Source organism: Bacillus sp. 05T31 (assembly GCF_056396725.1).
Genome location: NZ_JBFTMA010000286.1, coordinates 1 through 5,023 on the forward strand (window position 1 = coordinate 1; position 5,023 = coordinate 5,023).

3 protein-coding genes and 1 pseudogene are annotated in these 5,023 nt (G+C 35.3%); all 4 read left to right on the forward strand.

The window, feature by feature from the left end:
* Nucleotides 1–312: 312 nt before the first annotated feature.
* A complete protein-coding gene (licT, locus tag AC1DJR_RS17075; RefSeq protein ID WP_060750938.1) occupies nucleotides 313–1,161 on the forward strand; it encodes a BglG family transcription antiterminator LicT in 849 nt (282 codons plus the stop codon).
* 143 nt (nucleotides 1,162–1,304) lie between these two features.
* Nucleotides 1,305–3,197, forward strand: a complete 1,893-nt coding sequence (locus tag AC1DJR_RS17080; protein ID WP_060750939.1) for a beta-glucoside-specific PTS transporter subunit IIABC — start codon at nucleotides 1,305–1,307, stop codon at nucleotides 3,195–3,197.
* A 93-nt stretch (nucleotides 3,198–3,290) separates the two neighbouring features.
* A complete protein-coding gene (locus tag AC1DJR_RS17085) occupies nucleotides 3,291–4,730 on the forward strand; it encodes a 6-phospho-beta-glucosidase (protein ID WP_477003090.1) in 1,440 nt (479 codons plus the stop codon).
* A gap of 207 nt (nucleotides 4,731–4,937) precedes the next feature.
* Nucleotides 4,938–5,023, forward strand: a pseudogene (locus AC1DJR_RS17090) (MarR family winged helix-turn-helix transcriptional regulator); the annotation flags it as partial.

The following is a 5,023-nucleotide window of genomic DNA, read 5'->3' on the forward strand; positions in this document are numbered from 1 at the left end:
GACTATGAGTAACTATGTAGGGTAATTTAATTACAACATTTTAACTAATAATGGGTATATATGGAATTTGAAAAAACTGAAAGATTATTATGCCTTTGTTTTTCCTTGTAAAAAAATGTTCAATAATTCGTTGTTGCAAACGCTTACTGCTTGTGTATAATAAAGGTAAGTTAATAATTAAAAGGATTGTTACTGTTCGGCAGGCAAAACCTAAATTGATCTAGAGGCTACGGGTGTAGTGTGGCTTTTGGAATCAGTTTAGGTTTTTTTATTACCCTTTGTGACTTTAGTAGAAAAAGAAGGCGGAACAATATGAGAATCCATAAAATCTTAAATAATAATGTTGTTTGTACGATGAAGGATAATGAGACAGAAGTTGTACTTATGGGCAGAGGTTTAGGATTTCAGAAAAAAGTAGGCGATACCATTGATGAATCTAAGATAGAAAAGACCTTTGTGCTAGAAACAAAAGAATTATCAGAGAAACTTGCTAGATTGTTAACTGAAATTCCTGTGCAGAATTTAGAAATTACAGAGAGAATTATTCAGTTTGCTAAGACAGTTTTGCCGGGGGAGTTAAGTGATTATATTTATCTTACATTAACTGATCACTTAAGTTTCGCCTTAACTAGGCATAAAGAAGGAATGGATCTCAAAAATACTTTGCTTTGGGAAGTTAAGAGATTTTATCAGAAAGAGTTTGAAATCGGTCTACAAGCTTTACATATTATTGAAGAAGAGACTGGGTTTAGACTTTGTGAAGATGAAGCAGGGTCAATTGCACTACATTTCGTTAATGCGCAGCAAGGAGAGCCGGCGATGCAGCAAACGGTGGCGATGACGAAAATCGTCCAAGATATTTTAAATGTTGTTAAGTACCACTATAAGATGAACTTAGATGAAAATTCATTTAATTATAGTCGGTTTGTAACGCATTTACGATATTTTGCTCAGCGTTTAATGCAGAAGGAATTAAATTCGGCAGATGATGATTTTTTATATGAGCAAGTGAAAAGTAAGTATCATGAAGCATATTGTTGTACAGAAAAAATTGAAGCATACTTACGAAAAGCGCATAATAGTCATCTTTCAAAAGATGAAAAAGTGTATGTAACGTTGCACATTCATCGTGTAACGAAACGCAATGAACTATGTAATTGAATAAACGGGATTGTTACTGTTTGGCAGGCAAAACCTAAATTGACTTTTAATGGAGTGATTCGTATGTATCACGTCATTAGAGTTAGTTTAGGTTTTTTCTTTTATAAATGATAAATGGGATGATTATAAGGAGGGAACCTATTATGAAATATGAAAAATTAGCAAAGGATATTTTGAAAAACGTAGGTGGAAAAGAAAATGTACATAGTGTTGTTCACTGTGTGACTCGCTTAAGATTTCAATTAAAGGATGAGGGGAAAGCAAATACGGAAATACTGAAAAGTATGGAAGATATTGTGACTGTTATGAAAAGCGGTGGACAGTATCAAGTTGTTATTGGTAACCATGTATCTGACGTGTATAAAGCGGTTATTGTTGCCGGAGGATTTCAAGAAACAGAAGAGGAAGCTACGAGTGAGAAGAAAAAGAGTAGTCTTATAGATATTCTTTCTAGCATTTTTACTCCTATTTTAGGGGTGTTAGCTGCAACGGGGATGATTAAAGGATTTAATGCACTATTTTTAGCGTTAGGCTGGTTAAGTAATGAGTCAGGAACGTATCAAATATTAAACGCGGTTGGGGATTCGTTATTTTATTTCTTCCCAATCTTCCTAGGATATACAGCAAGTAAGAAATTTGGAGGTTCGCCGTTCATTGGTATGGCAATTGGGGGAGCTTTAGTTTATCCAGCTTTATCAGGTTTAAAAGCAAGCGAGCCATTATATACGCTATTTGCTGGAACGATGTTTGAATCACCAATTCATATTACGTTTTTAGGAATACCAGTTATTTTAATGAATTATGCGTCATCAGTTATTCCAATTATTCTCGCTACTTATTTTGGATCGAAAGTAGAAAGAACTTTAAAGAAAGTAATTCCAGATGTTGTTAAAACATTTGTAGTACCATTTTTCACATTACTTATCGTTGTACCAGTTACATTTCTTGTGATTGGCCCGATTGCGACGTGGGCAGGTCAATTTTTAGGACAGGCTACACTTTGGGTTTATAATTTAAGTCCATTAGTAGCAGGGATAGTACTTGGTGCTTTCTGGCAAGTGCTCGTTATTTTCGGACTTCATTGGGGAATTGTCCCGATTGGCTATAATAATTTAGCAGTGCACGGTATTGATCCTATATTAGCGCTCATATTCGCTACTTCATTTGCTCAAATTGGGGCTGTTCTTGGAGTTTGGATGAAAACGAAAGACCAGAAATTAAAAACGTTAAGTATTCCAGCTTTTATTTCAGGTATTTTCGGAGTTACAGAGCCGGCGATTTATGGTATTACACTTCCTCTTAAAAAGCCGTTTATTATGAGCTGTATTGCGGGAGGAATTGGCGGCGGAATACTTGGTGTATTCGGTACGCAAGCTTATATGACAGGTGGTCTTGGGATATTTGCGCTTCCAACATTTATTAGTCCGAAAGAAGGTATCACGGCTGGATTTTGGGGCGCAATTATTGCGATGGTTGTTTCCTTAATATTAGGTTTTGTTCTTACTTATTTATTTGGTTTAAATAAAAAGCAAACATCTACAGAAACAGCTGAAACAATTGATAAAATTGCTGCATCAAACGATGATGAAGTAATCTTTAGTCCTTTTCATGGTGTAGTTAAGCCTCTCGAACATATTGATGATGCTGCATTTGCATCAGGTGCGTTAGGTGAAGGAGTTGCGATTGAGCCTTCAGAAGGAAAGTTGTTTTCACCAGTATCAGGTACGATTTCTGCGCTTTTCCCGACGAATCATGCAGTAGGAATTACGGCGGATTCAGGTGCTGAAATTTTAATCCATATTGGGATGGATACTGTGAAATTAGATGGCGAATTTTTCTCTTCTCATATTGAACAAGGAGCGAGAGTAGAAAAAGGGCAATTACTTATTGAGTTTAATATAGCTGAAATTCAAAAGGCGGGTTATATTGTGACAACACCAGTTGTTGTTACAAATTATGATAAATATAGCATTAAGAAAACTGAAATAGAAAAGATTCAAGCAGGAGATTCTTTACTAGAGTTAGGAGTTAAATAGTAGTTACATTTCATACAGGTTCAAACGAAGAAAGGTGTTTTGAAATTTGAAATGCCTTTCCTCGTTAATTCTTATATAAAGGAGTTTTTCTATATGTCTAAAGTTATTTTTCCTAAAGGATTTTTATGGGGTGGAGCGATTGCAGCTAATCAAGTTGAAGGAGCATATTTAGAAGACGGAAAAGGATTAACGACGGTTGATCTATTACCAACTGGTGAAAATCGTTGGGATATTATGAAAGGGAATATTCATTCATTTACACCGGTAGAAGGGGAGTTTTATCCATCACACGAAGCAATTGATTTTTATCATCGCTATAAAGAAGATATTGCTCTGTTTGCAGAGATGGGATTTAAAGCGTTACGCGTATCTATTGCTTGGACGCGTATTTTCCCAAATGGTAATGATGAAAAGCCAAATGAAGCAGGATTACAGTTTTATGATAACGTATTTGATGAACTGTTAAAGCATGGAATTGAACCAGTTGTTACGATGGCGCACTTTGATGTTCCTGTTCATTTAGTAGAAAATTATGGAAGCTGGAGAAGTAGAAAGCTTGTAAACTTCTTTGAGGCGTATGCAAAAACGATTTTTAATAGATATAAAGATAAAGTGAAATATTGGATGACGTTTAACGAAATTAATATGCTTTTACATTTACCTTTCATGGGAGCAGGGTTAGCATTTAAAGAAGGTGAGAATAAAAAACAAATTCAGTATCAAGCAGCGCATCACCAGCTTGTCGCAAGTGCGTTAGCTGTGAAAGCGTGTCATGAAATTATTCCAGATGCAAAAATCGGTTGTATGCTTGCTGCTGGTGCAACGTATCCATATACATGCAATCCGGATGATGTTTTACGCGCGATGGAACAAGACCGTGAATCATTCTTCTTCATTGATGTGCAAGCAAGAGGAGCATATCCTGGGTATGCGAAACGTTTCTTTAAAGACAACAATTTGACGATTGAAATGGAAAAAGACGATGAGTCAATCTTGAGAGATAATACAGTTGATTATATCGGATTTAGCTACTATTCAAGCCGAGCAACAAGTACAGATTCGGAAGTATTAAAAAGCATAACGAGCGGGAATGTATTCGGTTCTGTTGAAAATCCATATCTGGAAAAATCAGAGTGGGGATGGACGATTGATCCGAAAGGCTTCCGTATTACAGCGAACCAACTTTACGATCGTTACCAAAAACCTTTATTTGTTGTTGAAAATGGTCTCGGTGCAATCGATCAATTAAATGGTGAAGACGAAGTGAATGATGAATACCGTATTGATTATTTGCAAAAGCATATGATTGAAATGTCCGAAGCAATCCAAGATGGAGTAGATATTATCGGATATACAAGCTGGGGCCCAATTGACCTTGTAAGTGCCTCTACTGGAGAAATGAAAAAACGCTACGGATATATATACGTTGATAAAGATAATGAAGGAAAAGGCTCATTAAAAAGATCGAAGAAGAACAGTTTCAATTGGTATAAAGAAGTAATTGAGACGAATGGTGAGAGTTTGAAATCTTAAGTATAAAAAGAAGACATCAATTAAGATGTCTTCTTTTTTGTACAATGGTAAGTAAAGGATGGAGCTATATTTCCCTTTACACGAACATAAAGGTATAATATAGTTTAGTTAACTAAACTAAACTAAACTAAACTAAACTAAACTAAACTAAACTAAACTAAACTATATGTTAGAACGAAATAACAGCATAACTGGAGGAAGAATGCTATGACTAGAACGTATAAAGAAGTAATTAATGAAATGAACCGAGCCTATAATGAATTCTACATTTTACTATTTCAGGAGTTAAAGGA